Raw genomic sequence first — 17,011 nt, 5'->3', positions numbered from 1 at the left:
CCCCCCTGCAGGCGCCCTGCGGGCGTTCCGGGATGACTTGATGGAGGAACCATGCCACCGCTATTAATTGCCGCAACGACGCCGGATGATCCGGGGTTCGTCGCGCTGCGCGCCGAAAGCCTTGAACAGCACTTCAATATGCTGCGTCGGCTGGCGGAAAACTGGCAAAGCGGCAAAAACTGCTTTAACGCCCCTGGTGAAAAGCTGCTGGGCGCGTTCGTCCGTGGCCAGTTAGTTGGGGTCTGCGGTCTGAACGTCGACCCCTTCAGCCAGCAGCCGCGGGCCGGGCGCATTCGCCATCTCTATATTCGCGATAGCCATCGCCGCCAGGGAATTGGCCAGCAGCTGCTGGTCTCGGTCATCACGCATTCCGGCGCCTGGTTCGATTTCCTTAATACCCATGCCCCGGCGCAGGCCTGGCCCTTTTATGAACGCTTTGGTTTCCGCCCGGTATACGATGAGCCTCGGGTTACGCATCGCCTGTTCTGCTCGCTGTAAGCGCGGCTGGTTGGCGCAGCGGGCGCGTGTTACAGTCCGCTGACCTTAACTGCTGAATTTGCCTGCGATGACCATCACCGTATTCTGCATTTTGCTGTTCGCCGCACTGCTGCACGCCAGCTGGAACGCTATCGTCAAAGCCAGCGGCGATAAAATGTACGCTGCGATAAGCGTCAGCGGGTCGGCCTCGCTGATCGCCCTGGTGATGCTCCCCTTCGCGCCACAACCGACGCTGGCCAGCGCCCCCTATCTGGTGGCGTCATGTGTATTACAGGTGGTGTATACGGTACTGGTGGCGAAGACCTATCAGGTGTCGGATATGAGCCAGACCTATCCGCTAATGCGCGGCACCGCGCCGCTGCTGGTCGCGGCTATCAGCGTGATATTTCTCGGCGATCGCTTATCGCCGCTGGCCTGGTTGGGTATTGGCGTCATCTGTCTGGCGATTCTGGCAATGGCCTTCAACGGCCGCGTCAGTTCCCGCAAAGGCATCATGCTGGCGCTGATCAACGCCTGTTTTATCGCGGGCTATACGCTGGTGGATGGCACCGGGGTTCGGCTGGCGGGATCGGCGCTCGGCTATACCCTGTGGACCTTTTTTATGAACGGTTGCTGCCTGCTGTGCTGGGCGATGGCGGCACGGCGGCGCGAAGCCAGCCGTTATTTACGCCAGCACTGGAAAAAGGGCATCCTCGGCGGCGTCGGCACCATGGGATCCTACGGCCTGGCGCTATGGGCGATGACTCAGGCGCCGCTGGCGGTGGTCGCCGCGCTGCGTGAAACCTCCATTCTGTTCGGCGCGCTGATCGCATTTATCGTCCTGAAGGAACAAGTGGTAGCGCTGCGCATCGTTGCCGCCTGTGGTATTGCCGCTGGAGCAATCCTGCTGCGTCTCTCATAGATTAAAATGGCAACATTAGTTGCCGATCCTGTTTACAAAACCTGCCTGAATTTTCCCCAACAATCGGTGCTATGTAGTTGTTCTGTCATTTTATTGTGGTAGATTCCTCCATCGTTTAAGGGGTGTGCCAGTCACATATTCTTCATTTCTCATTGCTCACGAAGTATTCATCGACATGAAACGGCATAAGAACTTCAATTTGTTGTTGATGCTGGTACTGCTGGTGGCCGTTGGCCAGATGGCGCAGACCATTTATATTCCGGCTATCGCCGACATGGCGGTATCGCTTAACGTCCGTGAAGGGGCAGTACAAAGCGTAATGGCGGCCTACCTCCTGACGTACGGCATTTCGCAGCTGTTCTACGGCCCGCTCTCTGACCGCGTGGGCCGCCGCCCGGTGATCCTCGTCGGGATGTCTATTTTTATGCTGGCGACGCTGGTTGCCATCACCACCCATAGCCTGCCGGTGTTGATCGCCGCCAGCGCCATGCAGGGGATGGGCACCGGCGTCGGCGGCGTCATGGCGCGCACCCTGCCGCGAGACCTGTATGAAGGCGCGCAGCTACGTCACGCCAACAGTTTGTTAAATATGGGGATACTGGTCAGCCCGCTGATTGCGCCGCTGCTCGGCGGCATCCTCGATACCCTGTGGAACTGGCGCGCCTGCTACGCCTTCTTACTGGTGCTATGCGCGGGCGTGACCTTCAGCATGGCGAAATGGATGCCGGAAACGCGGCCACAAGGCGCGCCGCGGACGAAACTACTGGCCAGTTACAAAACGCTGTTCGGTACCGGCGCCTTTAACTGTTACCTGCTGATGCTGGTGGGCGGGCTGGCCGGGATTGCGGTGTTCGAAGCCTGTTCCGGCGTGCTGATGGGCGCGGTGCTCGGCCTGAGCAGTATGGCGGTCAGTATTCTGTTTATTCTGCCGATCCCGGCGGCGTTCTTCGGCGCGTGGTTCGCTGGCCGTCCGAATAAACGCTTCTCAACGTTGATGTGGCAGTCGGTTATCTGCTGCCTGCTGGCGGGAGTTATGATGTGGTTGCCGGGGCTGTTCGGCGTTATGACCGTCTGGACATTATTGGTGCCTGCGGCGCTGTTCTTCTTCGGCGCGGGTATGTTGTTCCCGCTGGCTACCAGCGGCGCGATGGAGCCATTTCCGTTCCTCGCCGGTACCGCTGGCGCGCTGGTTGGCGGCTTGCAGAATATCGGCTCCGGCGTGCTGGCCTGGCTGTCGGCGATGATGCCGCAAACGGGGCAAAGCAGCCTCGGCCTGCTAATGATGTTAATGGGGCTGTTGATTCTGCTGTGCTGGCTGCCGCTGGCCTCGCGCTTTACCAGCCACCAGCAGCCGGTATAAGCGCCGCTGGCGCTCCCCGGATGCGGCTTACGCCTTATCCGGGCTACCGTTCTGATGAAGGCCCCGGCGGTGGGTTCCGTAGAACCGTAGCCCTGCTAAGCGTAGCGCAAGCAGGGAAATCCCCCGGATAGCGGCTTACGCCTTATCCGGGCTACCGTTCTGATGAAGGCCCCGGCAGTGGGTTCCGTAGAACCGTAGCCCTGCTAAGCGTAGCGCAAGCAGGGAAATCCCCCGGATAGCGGCTTACGCCTTATCCGGGCTACCGTTCTGATGAAGGCCCCGGCGGTGGGTTGCGCAGAACCGTAGCCCTGCTAAGCGTAGCGCAAGCAGGGAAATCCCCGGATCGCGGCTTACGCCTTATCCGGGCTACCGTTCTGATGAAGGCCCCGGCGGTGGGTTCCGTAGAACCGTAACCCTGCTAAGCGCAGCGCAAGCAGGGAAATCCCCGGATAGCGGCTTACGCCTTATCCGGGCTACCGTTCTGATGAAGGCCCCGGCAGTGGGTTCCGTAGAACCGTAGCCCTGCTAAGCGTAGCGCAAGCAGGGAAATCCCCCGGGTGGCGGCTTACGCCCTATGTCAGGCTGTGCAGCCATTCGATAAAGGCGTCGATTTTCGGCCACTGACGGCCCGGCAGGGTCGTCACATAGTAGTGCTGGTGACACTTCAGCGTCATGTCGCCGAACGGCGCAATAAGCTCCCCGCTCTCTAACCGCTTCTGCACCAACCGCTTACGCCCCATCGCTACCCCGACGTCATTCATCGCCGCAATCACCGCTAAATCAGAACGATCGAAGCCGATACCCGACGATTGCGGCAATTCAATTGCAAATTGCTGCGCCCAGCTGAACCACTCATCGGTGCCGGAATCATTGCTCCATGCCTGGCGGTCATGGAGTAACGTGCAGTAGCGCAGATTGCCTGGATTGTGGATTAACTGCTGCTGTTGCGCGTATTTCGGCGTACATACCGGCACGATCGCTTCATCCATCAGAAAATGATGGCTGAGCTGTGTTGACGGCGCGTCATCAAAATAGATTGCCAGATCGATACCCGCGCGCTGTAGATTGACGTTATCGTTGCCGGTGAGCACAGTCAGCGAGATGGACGGATAGCGGCGAGTGAAATCGCCCAGCGCCGGTACCAGCCAGCACTGCGCGATCGACGGGCGCGAGTACACCGTCAGCGTGCCGGAGAGCTCCTGATTTTTAATATCCAGAATCTCCTGGTTAAGGCTATCCAGCGAGGATTTCAACGCCCAGAATACCCGCCGCCCCTCGCGGGTCAGCTCCACCCTGCGGTGAGAACGTATAAATAGCTGAATACCCAGCTCTTCTTCCAGCTGGTTGATGCGATGGCTAACTGCGCTCGGCGTCAGCGACAGCTCTTCCGCCGCCAGTGCAAAGGACTCATGGCGAGCCGCGACTTCAAAGGTGTACAGCTTTGACAACTGCCAGCCGTTCAGCAGCCGATTGCCTATCTCTTTCATCACATCCATCACAATTCCTCGCCTTTTCTTTGCCGGTAAGTGTAAAAAAAACGCAGCCGGAGCGCGCCTGAAAGATGAATAAAAGTGACCCAATACACATTTAACGGGCTATTTAAGAACCAAATCACGCTATTGCATCAATTTGGCTCACCTGAAAAGCGATTTATATCGTTTGTCAGCCTATGTCGCTTTTCTGTTCAATAACCACACGTTATCTACGGCGAGGTGGGGTATGGAATCTCAAATCTGGGTGGTAGGCACGCTATTTATCAGTATCGTGTTAATCGTTTTAACGATCGTCAAACTGAAGTTTCATCCGTTTCTGGCGCTCCTGCTGGCGAGCTTTTTCGTCGGCGCGATGATGGGCATGGGGCCGCTGGATATGGTCAACGCCATTGAGAGCGGTATTGGCGGTACGCTTGGCTTCCTGGCGGCGGTGATCGGTCTCGGTACCATCCTCGGGAAGATGATGGAAGTCTCCGGCGCGGCGGAACGCATCGGCCTGGCGCTACAGCGCTGTCGCTGGTTGTCGGCGGACGTAATTATGGTGCTGGTTGGCCTGATCTGCGGTATTACGCTGTTTGTTGAAGTCGGCGTGGTGCTGCTAATCCCGCTGGCGTTCTCCATTGCCAAAAAAACCAATACCTCGCTGCTGAAGCTGGCCATCCCCCTGTGTACCGCGCTGATGGCGGTGCATTGCGTGGTGCCGCCGCATCCGGCCGCGCTGTTCGTGGCGAATAAACTCGGCGCAGATATCGGTACGGTCATCGTCTATGGCCTGCTGGTGGGCCTGATTGCCTCGCTGGTTGGCGGCCCATTGTTCCTCAAGCTGCTCGGCAACCGCCTGCCGTTTAAACCGGTGCCGACCGAGTTTTCCAACCTTGAAGTACGCGAAGAATCGACGCTGCCCTCGCTCGGCGCTACGCTATTTACCGTGCTGCTACCGATTGGGCTGATGCTGGTGAAAACCGTCGCTGAATTGAACATGGCTAAAGGCGGCACGCTGTATATGTTGCTGGAATTTATCGGCAACCCGATCACCGCGATGTTTATTGCCGTTTTTGTCGCTTATTACATTCTCGGTATTCGTCGCCAGATGGGGATGGGCGTCCTGCTGACTCATACTGAAAACGGCTTCGGATCGATTGCTAATATTCTGCTGATTATTGGCGCGGGCGGCGCGTTCAACGCGATTTTGAAATCCAGCGGCCTGGCCGATAGCCTGGCGGTGATCCTCTCGAATCTGCATATGCATCCGATTCTGCTGGCCTGGCTGGTGGCGCTGATCCTTCACGCCGCCGTCGGTTCCGCTACCGTGGCCATGATGGGCGCCACCGCTATCGTCGCCCCGATGCTGCCGCTGTATCCCGGCGTAAGCCCGGAGATCATCGCTATTGCCATCGGTTCCGGCGCCATTGGCTGCACGATCGTAACGGATTCCCTGTTCTGGCTGGTGAAACAATACTGTGGCGCAAGCCTCAGCGAAACGTTCAAGTATTATACGACGGCGACATTTATCGCTTCTTTACTTGCACTCGCCGCCACCTTCCTGCTTTCTTTCATCATCTAAGCGAACGAGACGTAATATGAAAAACGCTGACCTGACCCAATTAACCGCGACCTTCCCGCTTGTGCAGGAGCTGATCGCGCTGAAAGAAACCACCTGGTTTAACCCGGCGACGACGACGCTGGCGCAAGGTTTGCCCTATGTCGGCTTGACCGCCGCAGATGTAAAAGACGCTCACGAACGCCTGCAGCGCTTCGCGCCGTATCTGGCGGAAGCCTTTCCAGAAACGGCCGCCACCGGCGGGATTATCGAATCAGAAGTGGTTGCCATTCCGGCAATGAAACGCCGCCTCGAGCAACAATTCAATCAGCCGATTAATGGCGATCTGTTACTGAAAAAAGATAGCCACCTGCCGATTTCGGGTTCCATTAAGGCGCGCGGCGGCATTTATGAAGTGCTGACCCATGCGGAAAAGCTCGCGCTGGAAGCCGGACTGCTCACCATCGCAGATGATTATCGCAAATTGCTGACGCCGGAATTCAAACAGTTCTTCAGCCAGTACAGCATCGCCGTCGGTTCTACCGGCAACCTCGGTATGTCGATCGGCATCATGAGCGCGCGCATCGGTTTTAAGGTCACGGTGCATATGTCGGCGGATGCCCGCGCATGGAAAAAGGCCAAACTGCGCAGCCACGGCGTAACGGTCGTTGAGTATGAAGAAGATTACGGCGTGGCGGTCGAACAGGGGCGCAAGGCGGCGGAATCCGACCCGAACTGTTTCTTCATCGACGATGAAAACTCGCGCACGCTGTTCCTCGGCTATGCCGTGGCCGGCGAACGCCTGAAAGCGCAGTTTGCCCAGGCAGGACGCGTGGTCGATGCCGATCACCCGCTGTTCGTCTATCTGCCATGCGGCGTTGGCGGCGGCCCCGGGGGCGTCGCATTCGGCCTGAAACTGGCGTTTGGCGACCACGTTCACTGTCTGTTCGCCGAACCGACCCATTCGCCCTGTATGCTGCTCGGCATTTACACCGGGCTCCATGACCAGATTGCGGTGCAGGATTTAGGGATTGATAACCTGACCGCCGCCGATGGTCTGGCGGTCGGCCGCGCTTCCGGCTTCGTTGGCCGAACGATGGAGCGCCTGCTCGACGGCCTGTATACCCTTGACGATCAAACGATGTACGACATGCTGGGCTGGCTGGCAACGGCGGAAAACATTCGCCTTGAGCCGTCCGCGCTGGCCGGGATGGCAGGGCCGCAGCGCGTCTGCGCCAGTAAAGCGTACCATCAGCTACAAGGACTGAGCGACGAACAGCTACGTCAGGCCACCCACCTGGTATGGGCGACCGGCGGCGGTATGGTGCCGGAAGAAGAGATGGCGCAGTATCTGGCGAAGGGACGTTAAATCGCTCGCAGCAGCGGCATCAGTTCGCCCGGTGACCGCTGCTGTTTACGCAGATCGCGCATGACCCGCATACAGGGGGCGCTGGCGACATAGAACTGGCGGTAGCCTTCACAGAGCGGGTCGTCGTCGCCCGCGCACAGCCGCCGCCATGCACAGACAAAACAGGCGCTATTGGCGGCCACCTGCCGCTGTTCGCGCAGCGGTTCGCCGCACCAGATACGCAGGGTTTCCTCAAACAACGTAATCGTTATGCGGCCAATATCTTCCCGCGCCCAGATATGGAAAATGGCGCAAAGGAATTTTCCCCATGCATTGGCATCTTCCGCTCTGAGCTGCGGAATAAAACGAACGGCGCGCACGCCCTGCGCGCGTAGCTCCCGATATAGCTGCTGCGGTTGCTGGCAGTGGTGGCGATAAACTTTGACCTCCTGCACTGCCGGTTCGTTGTGAGCGAGGGAGTGGCATTCTGTCCGACATCCTGTCATGTCACATCCTTAAGAAATAAAATGATCTGCCGTAGATGCGTTACAGCAAACAATAATGACAGCGAAAGCACTGCGAGGGAGATCAAAAATTTGTCACGAACTGCTCCCGGCTGCAAAAAATCGCTCTCGGCAACATCCATTAAATGGCGGCTGCGGGTGTAGCGCCAGAGAACGATCGCCACCACAGCCAGTACGCCAATCGATATCCAGAACGCCAGCCCGGCGCTATGCCAGTTATGTTTGATCGCCAGCGCCATCAGCGCCCCGTAGCCAAGCAGAGTACGGAACCACGCCAGCGAGGTGCGCTCCGGCTGTAAACCGGGATCGTTCTCCCGCCGCGCCCGGCGTTTATCCGCCATACAGCACCAGCAGCATCACCGCCGCCACGACCGCCAGCAGCAGGACGCTAATCACCAGCAGCGTACGGGTATAGGGGAGATCCTGCTTCAGGCGCATCGCCTTTTCGTTACTCAACCAGCGCAGATAGCCATACACCGCCAGCCCGCCGGCAAACAGGCACAGCAGCAGCGCCAGCACTTCGCGAATAAGCGGAGTGGCAAAATCCGGCGCCAGCTGATCGAGCCCGACGCCCGCGGCGAGAAAGCCGAGCGCCGTACGGATCCACGCCAGAAAGGTGCGTTCATTGGCCAGCGAAAAGCGGTAATCCGGCGCTTCGCCAATGCGGGAAATTTTCATCAGCAGTCCTTGTTCGTCACGCAAGCAGGCCACAGCATAGCCTAAATCACGAACAGGAGAGAAGAACCGGCACCCGATGGATGCCGGTAAAACGAGGGTTAATGCAGCTCAGGCCAGTACGCTTTATTGGCGGCAATCAGGTCATCGAGGATCGCTTTCGCCACCGAGGCGCTCGGTACGGTTTTCGATAGCGTAATCGCCTGCCACAGCTTGTGATATGAACGCTGCTCCCACGCATCCACCACCAGTTTTTCCACCGCCACCTGCTGGCTCATCATCCCTTTCTGGAAATGCGGAATATCGCCCACCGTCAACGGCTCCGGTCCGTTATGACCGACCAGACAAGGGATCTCTACCATCGCGTCGGCATCAAAGTTATGGATTGCGCCATTGTTCGGCACAATCAACAACATTCGTTCCTGAGTGTTAAAGGCGATAGCCGTCGCTAAATCGACGATATACGACGCGTGTTCGTCAATCTCCAGATCGCCCGCGGAAGATTTACCGGCGGCAATAATCGCCCGGCAGGCGCTAAAGACGTTTTTCTCCCGATGATCCATTACCTCATTCGCGCGGGTACGTTCCGGGTTGGAGTGCGCGACCACGTAATCCGGGAACAGATAATATTTCAGGTAAGTGTTTGGCATCGTTTGCGGATCCAGCGCCTGTACATCTTTCGCTTTGGCAAACGTATCGTTCCAGCTGGCTTCGGTGTGCGGGTCATTTGATGGCGGTACATAGCCGTATTTCGCCACATACTCGCGCAGTTTCGGCATCAAATCGTTGCCGTCGAGATCTTCAATCGAGGTCCACCAGCCGAAGTGATTAAGGCCGTAGTAACGCACGCGCATCTGTTTGCGGTCTTTCAGCCCGACGATTTGCGCCATCCGCCCTTCAATGCCGATCGGCATATCGCAAATATTGAGAATTTTAGCATTAGGCCGCAGGCGACGGGTGGCTTCAGCCACTATCGCCGCCGGGTTGGAGTAGTTGAGCATCCAGGCGTTTGGCGAATATTTCTCCATATAATCCACCAACTCCAGCACGCCGCCGATAGAGCGCATACCATAGGCAATCCCGCCCGGTCCGCAGGTTTCCTGACCCAACACGCCGTGGCGCAGCGGTATTTTTTCATCTTGCTCGCGCATCGGGTATTTGCCGACGCGGATGTGCGCCATCACGAAGTCGACATCGCTAAAGGCGGCCTGCGGGTCGGTGGTGTAGCTGAACTCAATCTCTGGCGCCTGTTCTTTGAGGATAATTTTACAGGCTTCGGCGATAGTCTCCTGACGCGCGCCGTCGTTGTCATAAAATTTTAGCGCCCGCAGCGGGAAACGATCGCGGTTTGCCAACAGCATTAAAACGATGCCAGGGGTAAAGGTGCTGCCGCCGCCTGCGATAACAACTGAGAATTTTTTCATGATACTGCCTCCGTCATGGTGGTGTGTTCGGTCGATAAAGAATCTTTCATTAAGGTTTCCAGCTGGTCGCGAACCTGCGGGACATGCAGACCAACAATGACCTGAATGCCGTTGCCGCGGCGGACCACGCCGTGAGCGCCGAGTGCTTTAAACACCTCGTCGCTTTGCGTTTTCGCCATATCCACCAGCGCGATACGCAGTCGGGTGGCGCAGTTATTGATGCTTTCAATATTGCCGGCCCCGCCCAGCGCCTGCAGGAAGCCGGCGGCCTGACCCAGCTTGTTTTCCGCAACTGCCGCCACGCTGGTTTTACCGCGCGCCTCCTGATAATCCGCTTTGCTGTAAAGCTTGATTTCGCTGTCTTCGCGACCCGGCGTTTTCAGGTTCAGGCGCAGGATCAGGGTGCGGAAGATGACGAAGTAGATGCCGGTAAAGCAGACGCCGATGCCTATCTGGATAAACATCATCGACGCGTGGTGATGGAACATCGGGATCCAGTTTTGCGGCAGGAACTGATCGAGCAGGCCGCCGCCGAAGTTCCCCACGACGCCGCAGATATACATCACCGTCGCCATGGTGGCCGCCAGCAGCGCATGCACGGCAAATAGCAGCGGTGAGATAAACAAGAAGGTAAACTCGAGTGGCTCGGTAATGCCCACCAGCACCGCGGTCAAAGTGGCGGGGATCAGCAAACCGGCGACCTTCACCCGGTTTTGCGGCGCGGCGGTGAAGTAAAGCGCCAGCGCAATACCCACCGAACCAAAGACTTTCGAATTGCCATGCAGCGCAAAACCGCCCTCAGGGAACAGCGCTTTCAACGGTTCAACGCTCTGGCTAAATTCCTGCAGATGCTGCGCCCAGTAGACCTGGATGCCGCCTTCCACTACCGCCGGACCAAAGATAAATGGCCCATAGACAAAGTGATGCAGGCCGGTCGGGATCAAAATGCGCTCAAGAAAGATGTAAACCCACACCCCGAGCGCGCCGGCTGAGCGCAGGAAAGCCTGCAGCGACTCAATCCCCATCTGTACCTTCGGCCAGCCGAGCAGCGTAAGCCAGGCACAAGGGATCATCGCGAGAAAGGCAACTATCACCACGAACGACGATCCCTGAAAAATACCGAGGAACACCGGCAGCGGTTTATCGAAGTAACGATTGTGCAGCGCGGTGACGATGCCGGAGATAACGATGGCCCCGATAATGCTGGTATCCAGGGTTTTAATCCCGGCAATCATCGTCAGGCCGCTTCCCGCCGTGGGATCCAGGGTGAAATCAACGCCGAAGAAGTGGCCCCAGGTCATCCCCATGGCGTTGATGAAGTAGTTCCAGGTAAGAAAACTGACCAGTACCGCCAGGCAGGCCCGGCCCTGGGCCTGCTTCGCCAGGCCAATCGGCAGGCCGACGGCGAAAATCAGCGGCATATTACGAAAGACGGTCCAGCCGCCCTCTTCAATGATGTGAACAATTTGCGCGAACAGGCTATCGGGTGCGGTGAGCGCTTCGCCGACAAACATCGGATTACGCAGCATAATGGCGATACCCACCACAATCCCGGCGAATGGGAACAGCAAAACCGGGGTAAACATGGCGCCGCCAAAGCGTTGTATTTGACTGAGCATTTGAAAATCCTCATGTAACAACTCGTAGGGTAAGTGGCCTTTTTTTGTTCTTTACCGGCCTGCTTCGAGCATAGGAATTCGCCCCGTCGGCAACATGCTGCGCCGCTGCGATTCGTGATCGCATTCATGGTTTTAATTCGGTCAATGTTGTCTACTTTTTGCGTAAAACATAGACACGATGAATTGAGGTGACGAAATCAATGTCACTTATAGTTTTTAATTTATTGTTTTTTATAATTTTATAATTCACGTCAGCTGGCTATCGCTGATTCATCAATGACGAATAGAGGTCTACTGGTGATCTACAAATCTATTGCTGACAAACTGCGTTTACGGCTCAACTCTTCCGATTTCAACATTGGCAGCCCGTTACCGGGCGAGAAAAAACTGGCGCAGGAGTTCGGCGTGGCGCGCATGACGATTCGCAAAGCCATTGACCTGCTGGTGGAAAGTGGATTAGTGGTGCGCCGCCAAGGCTCCGGCACCTATGTCGCGCGCAAAGATGTACACCATGAGACCAGCAACCTGACCGGGCTGGCGGAAGTTCTGCGCCAGCAGGGTAAAGAAGTGGTAAGTCAGGTATTGGTATTCGAAGTGATGCCCGCGCCGCCGGCTATCGCCAGTCAGCTGCGAATTAAAATTGATGAACGGATCTATTTCTCACGCCGGGTGCGCTACGTCGATGGTAAACCGCTAATGCTGGAGGACAGTTATATGCCGGTTAAACTGTTCCGCCATCTGTCGTTGGGTCATCTGGAGGGGTCGAAGTTCGACTATATCGAGAAAGAGTGCGGTATCACCATCAGCGGCAACTATGAAACCCTCACCCCGGTACTGGCGGATAAACAGCTGGCACGCTCAATGAACGTGCCGGAGCAGACGCCGCTGCTGCGCATTACCTCGCTTTCCTACAGCGATAGCGGCGAGTTTCTTAACTATTCCGTGATGTTCCGCAACGCCAGCGAGTATCAGGTGGATTACCACCTGCGCCGGGTCCAGGCACAGAGCCCGCTAACTCAACCCCCAGAACAGCACGGCCAGTAGTTGAGGGGTGATTATCCGCAGGAACATCACCAGCGGATAAACCGTGGCGTAGGAGAGCGCCGCCGCGCCGCTGGTGGCGTGCAGGTTGTTGGCGAAGGCCAGCGCCGGCGGGTCGGTCATTGAGCCCGCCAGCATGCCGCAGAGGGTCAGATAGTTCATCTTCGCCAGCATCCGCGCCAGTATGCCCACCGTCAGCAGCGGGATAGCGGTGATGAAAATACCGTAGGCGATCCAACTTAGCCCCTCGCCGTGGAGCAGGGTGTCGACAAAATCGCCGCCGGATTTCAGCCCCACCACCGCCAGAAACAGCACGATACCGAGTTCGCGCAGCGCCAGGTTGGCGCTCGGCGGCATAAACCAGTACAGCTTACCGATGCTGCCGATACGCCCGAGGATGAGCGCCATAATCAGCGGCCCGCCGGCCAGCCCCAGTTTTAACGCCGCCGGGAAACCGGGAATAAACAGCGGAATAGACCCCAGCAGCACCCCGAGACCAATGCCGATAAACACCGGTAGCATTTGTACCTGCTGCAGCTTTTGCTGCGCGTTGCCGAGTTCATTAGCCACCGCGTCAATGGCCTGAGGCCGTCCAACTAAGTTAAGAATGTCGCCAAACTGCAGGCTGGCATGGCTGCTGGCCACCAGCTCAACCCCAGCGCGATTAAGCCGCGAAATCACGACGTCATAGCGTTGTTTAAAGTGCAGATCGCGGATTTTCTTCCCTAATACCTTCTCGTTAGTGACCACCACGCGTTCCACTTTGAGATCGGTACCGCGCGTTGAGAGCGAAGTCGCCACTTCTTTACCAATCACCAACTGCGCGTTATGTAAATCTTCCGGCCGCCCGACCAGGTGCAGCAGGTCGCCATGCTGGATAAGCGTAGCCGGCGCCGGCACCATCAATAGCTCATCGCGCTTCAACCGCGAGCAGATAATTTTGTCGCTGTTGAGCATTGGCACGTCCTGAATCGCCATATTATTTAGATTCGGGTTTTCCACCCGCACGTTAATGGTATGCAGATGAGCATGGCCGTTACCGCTGCTCTCATCAAACTGCTGCGCCTCTTTTTCCACATTGATGCGAAAGAACAGCCGCACCAGCCACATGGTCAGCAGAATGCCGCAGATCCCGAATGGATAGGCCATCGCGTAGCTCATCCCCATCTGATCGACGACATCAAACGGCAGGCCAAGGTCGCGCAGGATTTGCTGCCCGGCGCCAAGCGCCGGGGTATTGGTGACCGCACCGGAGAAGATACCAAGCACCACCGGCAGCGGAATATTGAACAGTTTATGCAGGATCGCCGTCACCAGTCCGCCAAGTACGACGATAAGGATCGCGAACAGATTGAGCTTAAGTCCGGAGACGCGTAACGAGGCAAAAAAGCCCGGGCCGACCTGAATACCGATGGTATAAACGAAGAGAATAAGGCCAAATTCCTGGATGAAATGCAGCATCGGGCTGCTCAGCGTAATCCCTGCCTGATCCACGAAGTGGCCCACGATAATGCCGCCAAACAGCACGCCGCCGATACCAAAGCCAACGCCGCGGATTTTGACATTGCCGATCCACAATCCCACCACCGCAACCAGCGCCAACACGCTGACGGTCAATGCTATATCACTCATACTATTTTCCCTGTGAATAACATTATCATTAACAGGGATTATGACTGCTGCCGGGTGGGTTGTATGCCGCATGGCGCACAATAATTGCGGAGTAGCTCCGCTACTCGGGAGCATTTTTCTTTTTTGCAGCACTTTTTACTCGACAGGCGCAGTAGGGACGCCGCTGCAAGGTGCGCTTTGCGTAGAAGACTCGAGGGGCCTGCGGATTTTGAATCGATCGTTATTGAAGCTCCTCATCATTAAAATACATCCTACTTAACATAGCGGGCAAAGACATAAATAATAAAAATAACAAATACCCCCACAGGCCAAACAGGACCTTCAGGGAAAAATCTGAAAAACACAACGGCGAATATAACAACCAACAAAGCTGGAACATAAGCTGATATTAACGTTTTAAAAAACCGTTTCAAAAGTGACTTAACAAACCCCATATCATCTACCTAATCATTCGTTTAATAATATCAGCAATATCATCATCAGAGATTTGATGCACTCTAAATGCACCGGCCTTTTCAAATATAGATGAGACAAGAAAATACATCATTTCCAGCCCCTTTGAATATAATGCAAAATAATACCATGGATGAAGCGAGCGCAGTTGATTAGCACTCTCAGCAGCTTTTTGTACAATGCCATATACTCCAGCAATCCCAACAGCTATACCAGCAGCCCGACCGGTTAATGCACTCATGCTAAAGCTTACATTTGTACTTACTGCGACAGCCGATGCCACCCCCAGAGAAAAGCCCTGTTGTGTCAAGGTGCTTGCTGCTATGTGAATATTTACAGTCATGAGGATTTTTTTTATTTTTTCTAATTGCTGTGTTGTTTTGGACTTAAAAATCTCATCAAAATAAACCTTAACCATTTCAAAAACCACACTATCCCCTTCAATAACACGACCAAGACCTATTGTAAATCTTATATCCTCTTGCTTTTGTTGCTTGCAGACATCCTGATATTCACTGGTAAAGCATGAGGAATAGTACAACGCTCTTTTAGCTCCTGAACCTATCATTTCAATCTGATTTGACACCCCCACTCTGACACTGGACAGAGCCCTATCAAATTTCAAAGCTAAGATTCTATTATTTTTAAAATATCCCTGAACTTCATTCCGGTAGTACATATCGCTCCTTGCTTCATTTATCATAATAGCTGTTAACAGCATCACTGGAACGGGTGGCCGCTCCCCTCACTTCAAGTGACTGCCGTTCATTCATAACATATCCCTTGTTTTAGTAAGCCTATATGGCAAGCATTCGTTTTTAAACTGAAACATCTGTTGCAGCAAGGTGATTTAATGCGCTTTCACGCACAAAAAAGCCCCGAGTTATCGGGGCTTGAAAGCGATGTGGCTTAATTAACTATTCAGCGCCGGGCGCTCGCTAATCGCGATACGCTGCGGGGCGGCGACTTCCGGCTCGTGGCGGGTTAAGTCGATATGTAACAAGCCGTTGGTGAAGGTGGCGCCAGAGACTTCCATATTATCCGCGAGGGTGAAACTCAGGCTGAAGGCCTGATTCACCAGCCCCTGATGCAGCCATTTGGTCTCTTTTTCAGCCGCCTGCGGCGTGCCTTTAACGGTCAGACGCGTACCTTCCAGTTGAATATCCAAATCTTCCTGACGGAACCCGGCTACCGCGAGGGTAATGCGGTAATGGTTATCGTCGCTTTTTTCGATGTTATAGGGCGGGAAGGTTTGGCTTTCACCGGCGGTTTGCAGGGCGTTAGCCAGTTTGTCAAAACCGATCCATTGACGCAGCAGAGGGGATAAATCGTAGTTACGCATAGTGTTTTCTCCTTCTGAGAAGCGAGTAGGTACCTGCGAATTCAGCGAATTCGCATCTGCTCCCTGACGGCGAGCAAGTTGTTTATTCAGGCCGCCGCGCGGCCTGAAGCGGGCAATTAGTTAATTTCGATACGGCGCGGTTTGTTCGCTTCCGGAATCACGCGTTCCAGATCGATATACAACAGGCCGTTGACCAGGTTAGCGCCGCGAATATGAATGTTATCGGCGAGCTGGAATTTACGCTCGAAGTTGCGCTCCGCGATCCCCTGGTACAGGTAGGTGCGCTCTTTCTGCTCGGCGGCATGGGAGCCTTTCACCACCAGAAGATTGTCTTGCGCGGTTATCTCTAATTCGCTTTCCGCAAAACCGGCGACGGCAATCGCGATGCGGTAATTGTTTTCGTCCACTAATTCAACGTTATACGGAGGGTAGCCGCCGTTGCCCTGGCTTTGATTATTTTCTAACAGGTTGAACAGACGGTCGAAACCAATAGCAGAACGATAAAGCGGGGAGAGATCGAAATTACGCATAGTAAATAGCTCCTGAAATCAGCGAGAATTCAATGGCTTTCCATCATGGACAAGCCGTTATGACCCGGAATACCCCTCAGGCGTATCCTCATTGGGTGACACTACTAAAATGGGTGTGCCCCGACGCTTTTCAAGGCCTTTTCGGCCAAATTTTTTTGCAGTTTGCTGGCGAATGCTTAGACTGGTTGCAAAGCACAAAAGGCAAAGTGCGATACTCGCCACAGTGCAGTGCAATAACGCTAGGCATTCACGGGACGGCTCGTTATAACCGAAGTAACCCCGATAAAATGACGGAAGAGTGATGAAAAGCGGATTGTTAAAGCTGGTCCTGTTCAGCGGGATGATTAGTGTGGGCGGTTGCTCCAGCGTAATGTCGCATACCGGCGGCAAGGAAGGAACCTACCCAGGCACGCGCTCCAGCGCCCATACGCTGGGCGACGACGACACCAACTGGGGCGTGAAATCGCTGGTGGCCCTCGATATGCCGTTCACCGCGGTCATGGACACGCTGCTGCTGCCGTGGGATATGTTCCGCACCGACAGCTCGGTAAAATCGCGCGTCGAGAAAAGCGAGCAGGAGACGCTGGCGACCAACTCCGTTATCCCGCCAGCGCCAATGCCTTCGCGCTAA

The 17,011-nt window shown here is 55.6% G+C and carries 17 protein-coding genes and 1 other annotated feature; of the genes, 7 read left to right on the top strand and 10 right to left on the bottom strand.

Annotated features, from left to right (window positions below):
* Positions 1 to 51 precede the first annotated feature (51 nt).
* The 3 genes from KGA69_RS06455 to emrD all read left to right on the top strand — a co-directional run bounded on the left by KGA69_RS06455 (position 52) and on the right by emrD (position 2,759).
* Positions 52 to 498, top strand: a complete 447-nt coding sequence (locus KGA69_RS06455) for a GNAT family N-acetyltransferase (protein ID WP_213292913.1) — start codon at positions 52 to 54, stop codon at positions 496 to 498.
* Between the two features lie 67 nt (positions 499 to 565).
* Complete coding sequence (locus KGA69_RS06450; protein WP_063416238.1) at positions 566 to 1,399, top strand: DMT family transporter; 834 nt, start codon at positions 566 to 568, stop codon at positions 1,397 to 1,399.
* Between the two features lie 175 nt (positions 1,400 to 1,574).
* A complete protein-coding gene (gene emrD, locus KGA69_RS06445; protein ID WP_047044642.1) occupies positions 1,575 to 2,759 on the top strand; it encodes a multidrug efflux MFS transporter EmrD in 1,185 nt (394 codons plus the stop codon).
* A gap of 572 nt (positions 2,760 to 3,331) precedes the next feature.
* Here emrD and dsdC read toward each other — a convergent pair.
* The gene (gene dsdC, locus KGA69_RS06440; RefSeq protein ID WP_045395944.1) at positions 3,332 to 4,255 is read right to left on the bottom strand and encodes a DNA-binding transcriptional regulator DsdC; all 924 of its coding nucleotides are present in this window, start codon (positions 4,253 to 4,255) and stop codon (positions 3,332 to 3,334) included.
* A 223-nt stretch (positions 4,256 to 4,478) separates the two neighbouring features.
* Between dsdC and dsdX the strand changes: the two genes are divergently transcribed.
* Positions 4,479 to 5,816 carry a D-serine transporter DsdX gene (dsdX, locus tag KGA69_RS06435; protein ID WP_045389052.1) on the top strand — a complete coding sequence of 446 codons (1,338 nt, stop codon included), beginning with the start codon at positions 4,479 to 4,481 and terminating at the stop codon, positions 5,814 to 5,816.
* Between the two features lie 16 nt (positions 5,817 to 5,832).
* Complete coding sequence (gene dsdA, locus KGA69_RS06430) at positions 5,833 to 7,161, top strand: D-serine ammonia-lyase (protein ID WP_213292912.1); 1,329 nt, start codon at positions 5,833 to 5,835, stop codon at positions 7,159 to 7,161.
* Here dsdA and KGA69_RS06425 read toward each other — a convergent pair.
* From KGA69_RS06425 to KGA69_RS06405, 5 genes are all read right to left on the bottom strand, one after another.
* The gene (locus tag KGA69_RS06425) at positions 7,158 to 7,646 is read right to left on the bottom strand and encodes a radical SAM protein (protein ID WP_063447573.1); all 489 of its coding nucleotides are present in this window, start codon (positions 7,644 to 7,646) and stop codon (positions 7,158 to 7,160) included. The two genes, dsdA and KGA69_RS06425, sit on opposite strands and share 4 nt — an antisense overlap.
* Positions 7,643 to 8,005 carry a DUF202 domain-containing protein gene (locus KGA69_RS06420; RefSeq protein ID WP_015369054.1) on the bottom strand — a complete coding sequence of 121 codons (363 nt, stop codon included), beginning with the start codon at positions 8,003 to 8,005 and terminating at the stop codon, positions 7,643 to 7,645. Before KGA69_RS06420 ends, KGA69_RS06425 begins: the two co-directional genes overlap by 4 nt.
* Positions 7,995 to 8,342, bottom strand: a complete 348-nt coding sequence (locus tag KGA69_RS06415) for a YidH family protein (protein ID WP_015369053.1) — start codon at positions 8,340 to 8,342, stop codon at positions 7,995 to 7,997. The genes KGA69_RS06420 and KGA69_RS06415 overlap by 11 nt, the downstream gene beginning before the upstream one ends.
* A gap of 98 nt (positions 8,343 to 8,440) precedes the next feature.
* Positions 8,441 to 9,763 (bottom strand): 6-phospho-alpha-glucosidase, encoded by a 1,323-nt coding sequence (locus tag KGA69_RS06410; RefSeq protein ID WP_020077628.1) that lies wholly within the window; start codon positions 9,761 to 9,763, stop codon positions 8,441 to 8,443.
* Positions 9,760 to 11,382, bottom strand: a complete 1,623-nt coding sequence (locus KGA69_RS06405; RefSeq protein ID WP_049059678.1) for an alpha-glucoside-specific PTS transporter subunit IIBC — start codon at positions 11,380 to 11,382, stop codon at positions 9,760 to 9,762. Before KGA69_RS06405 ends, KGA69_RS06410 begins: the two co-directional genes overlap by 4 nt.
* Before the next feature lie 297 nt (positions 11,383 to 11,679).
* On the opposite strand from KGA69_RS06405, the gene KGA69_RS06400 reads away from it, so the two are divergent.
* A complete protein-coding gene (locus KGA69_RS06400) occupies positions 11,680 to 12,426 on the top strand; it encodes a GntR family transcriptional regulator (RefSeq protein WP_049059680.1) in 747 nt (248 codons plus the stop codon).
* On the opposite strand, the gene KGA69_RS06395 is transcribed toward KGA69_RS06400, so the two are convergent.
* From KGA69_RS06395 to ibpA, 4 genes are all read right to left on the bottom strand, one after another.
* Complete coding sequence (locus KGA69_RS06395) at positions 12,394 to 14,055, bottom strand: putative transporter (RefSeq protein ID WP_047044622.1); 1,662 nt, start codon at positions 14,053 to 14,055, stop codon at positions 12,394 to 12,396. The genes KGA69_RS06400 and KGA69_RS06395 overlap by 33 nt on opposite strands.
* A gap of 439 nt (positions 14,056 to 14,494) precedes the next feature.
* Positions 14,495 to 15,187, bottom strand: coding sequence for a hypothetical protein (locus KGA69_RS06390; RefSeq protein ID WP_047044619.1), 693 nt, complete (start codon positions 15,185 to 15,187; stop codon positions 14,495 to 14,497).
* Positions 15,188 to 15,421: 234 nt separating this feature from the next.
* The gene (ibpB, locus tag KGA69_RS06385) at positions 15,422 to 15,850 is read right to left on the bottom strand and encodes a small heat shock chaperone IbpB (protein WP_015369047.1); all 429 of its coding nucleotides are present in this window, start codon (positions 15,848 to 15,850) and stop codon (positions 15,422 to 15,424) included.
* Positions 15,851 to 15,966: 116 nt separating this feature from the next.
* Positions 15,967 to 16,380 (bottom strand): small heat shock chaperone IbpA, encoded by a 414-nt coding sequence (gene ibpA / locus KGA69_RS06380; RefSeq protein WP_015703892.1) that lies wholly within the window; start codon positions 16,378 to 16,380, stop codon positions 15,967 to 15,969.
* Positions 16,374 to 16,448, bottom strand: a sequence feature (ROSE (Repression Of Heat Shock gene Expression) occurs in the 5'-region of heat shock genes and acts as an RNA thermometer to modulate expression.). Its footprint overlaps the gene before it by 7 nt.
* A 233-nt stretch (positions 16,449 to 16,681) precedes the next feature.
* Between ibpA and KGA69_RS06375 the strand changes: the two genes are divergently transcribed.
* A complete protein-coding gene (locus tag KGA69_RS06375) occupies positions 16,682 to 17,011 on the top strand; it encodes a YceK/YidQ family lipoprotein (protein WP_020077625.1) in 330 nt (109 codons plus the stop codon).

Origin of the sequence: Klebsiella sp. A52 (genome assembly GCF_018388785.1) — a bacterium.
In the GTDB taxonomy this organism is placed as follows: Bacteria; Pseudomonadota; Gammaproteobacteria; order Enterobacterales; family Enterobacteriaceae; genus Klebsiella; species Klebsiella aerogenes.
The sequence above is the reverse complement of the archived record's forward strand: the minus strand, read 5'-3'. Positions and strand labels throughout refer to the sequence as shown.

What these genes read in the sequence shown, in the direction of transcription:
- KGA69_RS06455 (WP_213292913.1), top strand. Translation starts at nt 52, where the DNA reads ATGCCACCGCTATTAATTGCCGCAACGACGCCGGATGATCCGGGGTTC.
- KGA69_RS06450 (WP_063416238.1), top strand. Translation starts at nt 566, where the DNA reads ATGACCATCACCGTATTCTGCATTTTGCTGTTCGCCGCACTGCTGCAC.
- emrD (WP_047044642.1), top strand. Translation starts at nt 1,575, where the DNA reads ATGAAACGGCATAAGAACTTCAATTTGTTGTTGATGCTGGTACTGCTG.
- dsdC (WP_045395944.1), bottom strand. Translation starts at nt 4,255, where the DNA reads ATGGATGTGATGAAAGAGATAGGCAATCGGCTGCTGAACGGCTGGCAG.
- dsdX (WP_045389052.1), top strand. Translation starts at nt 4,479, where the DNA reads ATGGAATCTCAAATCTGGGTGGTAGGCACGCTATTTATCAGTATCGTG.
- dsdA (WP_213292912.1), top strand. Translation starts at nt 5,833, where the DNA reads ATGAAAAACGCTGACCTGACCCAATTAACCGCGACCTTCCCGCTTGTG.
- KGA69_RS06425 (WP_063447573.1), bottom strand. Translation starts at nt 7,646, where the DNA reads ATGACAGGATGTCGGACAGAATGCCACTCCCTCGCTCACAACGAACCG.
- KGA69_RS06420 (WP_015369054.1), bottom strand. Translation starts at nt 8,005, where the DNA reads ATGGCGGATAAACGCCGGGCGCGGCGGGAGAACGATCCCGGTTTACAG.
- KGA69_RS06415 (WP_015369053.1), bottom strand. Translation starts at nt 8,342, where the DNA reads ATGAAAATTTCCCGCATTGGCGAAGCGCCGGATTACCGCTTTTCGCTG.
- KGA69_RS06410 (WP_020077628.1), bottom strand. Translation starts at nt 9,763, where the DNA reads ATGAAAAAATTCTCAGTTGTTATCGCAGGCGGCGGCAGCACCTTTACC.
- KGA69_RS06405 (WP_049059678.1), bottom strand. Translation starts at nt 11,382, where the DNA reads ATGCTCAGTCAAATACAACGCTTTGGCGGCGCCATGTTTACCCCGGTT.
- KGA69_RS06395 (WP_047044622.1), bottom strand. Translation starts at nt 14,055, where the DNA reads ATGAGTGATATAGCATTGACCGTCAGCGTGTTGGCGCTGGTTGCGGTG.
- KGA69_RS06390 (WP_047044619.1), bottom strand. Translation starts at nt 15,187, where the DNA reads ATGTACTACCGGAATGAAGTTCAGGGATATTTTAAAAATAATAGAATC.
- ibpB (WP_015369047.1), bottom strand. Translation starts at nt 15,850, where the DNA reads ATGCGTAACTACGATTTATCCCCTCTGCTGCGTCAATGGATCGGTTTT.
- ibpA (WP_015703892.1), bottom strand. Translation starts at nt 16,380, where the DNA reads ATGCGTAATTTCGATCTCTCCCCGCTTTATCGTTCTGCTATTGGTTTC.
- KGA69_RS06375 (WP_020077625.1), top strand. Translation starts at nt 16,682, where the DNA reads ATGAAAAGCGGATTGTTAAAGCTGGTCCTGTTCAGCGGGATGATTAGT.